1 protein-coding gene and 1 pseudogene are annotated in these 2025 nt (G+C 43.6%); both read left to right on the top strand.

Going from position 1 to position 2025, the window contains the following annotated elements:
* Positions 1-318: 318 nt before the first annotated feature.
* Positions 319-960 carry a hypothetical protein gene (locus F6K20_RS36035; RefSeq protein ID WP_287264830.1) on the top strand — a complete coding sequence of 214 codons (642 nt, stop codon included), beginning with the start codon at positions 319-321 and terminating at the stop codon, positions 958-960.
* Positions 961-1081: 121 nt separating this feature from the next.
* Positions 1082-2025 (top strand): annotated as a pseudogene (locus tag F6K20_RS36030) (hypothetical protein); the annotation flags it as partial.

The raw sequence follows: 2025 nt of genomic DNA, 5'->3' as shown, positions 1-2025 counted from the left end.
CCGACCAGGTTCAGCAAGTCGGGTCGTTGAGCGAAGAATCCCCGCGTCTTTAGACCGGGGAGTGTCAATAACCAACACTCCTATCAGCCCGAAGCCTTCTACATCGCCTTCCGTAACGAAACAGTCGCGAGCCTCAAGAACTACATCGCAATTCGGAAACATATTGAAAATTTATTAGATCTTAAGGATGTAGCTAACTACCTAGATTGTTCAGGAGTAAATCCATTTTCAGATAAAGTTGCCCAGGTTTCTCAAACTAATACCTGGTGGGAAGTTGTGAGATTGAATGGATTAAAGATATTGAGAGGATTGGTAGATATGGTTCAATATCCCTTGAACCTAATTCGCGAAATCCTGTTGGTTATAATAAATTTTCTGGCTAGCATACTGGGCAAACCGGAAAATAGAAGTGAAATTGGACAATATACTAGTGTAAAAGCTGATCTCGCTCAAAGTCAGCTTCTGGCCAACGCAGAAGATCGTTTTGTCCAGAACTCAATGAATCACCTTGTAGACATTAAGCCTGAGCGAAGGCAGCGTCTGAAGATAGTTTTGTTTCTAGTTAATTGGGCTGGACAATATCTATTTCCACCAGCATCCCTAGTTAATATCACTACAATTCATTTTGCCCGTTGGCTGATTATTGATGAAGGGAAGCGTTTACTATTTTTAAGTAATTATGATGGCTCCTGGGATAATTATCTGAATGATTTTGTTGATCGATCCAGCGACGGATTAAACTCCATTTGGAACAACACAATGACTTATCCAGAGGGAGGCGCTCAGGATATTGGGGCGTTCAAACAATATTTCCGCGATTACCAAACCCCATCCCTAGTCTACTACAGCGCTTATCCTGAGCAAACTGTACAAACTAGTTTGAGAGACCAAAAAATCAGCAAAATGATCGGGACAAATTTTGAGCGAGCTGCGATTGAAGAATGGTTAAAACTGCTCTAAAGGTTTGTTGATAACGGTTTGTTGAAACAGGTACTGAATAGAAGAATTAATCGTCAGCTGGATGCAGCGATAACTCAGAGATAACTCTGTAACTCTAAACCCAGAAACGAGGGAAGTGACCATGTCAGAATTAACGCCAGAAGCACGGGAAGATATTCAGGGAATTATATTGAGTGGTTATGGGCATCTGCGCTATGCCTTATATTTATTTGTTCAAATCAAGAACCCTAAACAAGCTCAGGCATGGTTAAATACTATTATCCCGGAAATCACCACAGGTAAATTGTGGCCAAAACGACCAGATGGAACCACCGAAAAACCTGAATCTACCTTGAACATTGCCTTTACCCACAAAGGATTGCAGGCTCTTAACCTACCACAGCACACTCTCGAAACCTTTTCCAGGGAATTAATAGAAGGGATAGCTACTTCAAAACGTTCTCGTTTATTAGGAGATACCGAAGAAAGTGCTCCAGATCAATGGGATGTCGGTGGCTCAAATAATGAAGAGATTCATATGCTGTTGATCCTTTATGGATTAGACCCCGAAAGCCTCGCCCAGCGGCGCAACCAATTGCTTCAAGATCAAGAGGATAGTCTAGTGGTTGTGGCAGAAGAGCCTGGCTTTAGAGGTACTAGTAATAAGGAGCATTTCGGCTTTAACGACAGTATTTCTCAGCCGATCATTGAGGGGAGTCGAAACAACCAAAACCCTAATCCAGATGTGGTTAGGACTGGGGAGTTTATCCTGGGCTATCCAAATCAATACGATTTCTTGCCTGCTACCCCATCTGTGCCAGTAGACCAGGATAGTGATAATATCTTGCCCAGTTTTCCAGGTACAGAGCTGTCAGAGTTGAAAGATTTCGGGCGTCATGGAACTTACCTGGTATACCGGAAGCTAGCCCAGGATGTAGCTGGCTTTTGGCAATATATTGCCCAACAAGGACATGATGGCGAGGGTTGTCCCCATGCTCCAACCATGAGCTTGCTTGCCGCTAAGTTCGTAGGACGTTGGCCCAGTGGTACCCCCCTAGTGCTTGCCCCAGACAAGGATAACCCAGA

The sequence above is a fragment of the Moorena sp. SIO2C4 genome, assembly GCF_010672485.1.
Lineage (GTDB): Bacteria > Cyanobacteriota > Cyanobacteriia > Cyanobacteriales > Coleofasciculaceae > Moorena > Moorena producens.
The sequence above is the reverse complement of the archived record's forward strand: the minus strand, read 5'-3'. Positions and strand labels throughout refer to the sequence as shown.

What these genes read in the sequence shown, in the direction of transcription:
- F6K20_RS36035 (WP_287264830.1), top strand. Translation starts at nt 319, where the DNA reads ATGGTTCAATATCCCTTGAACCTAATTCGCGAAATCCTGTTGGTTATA.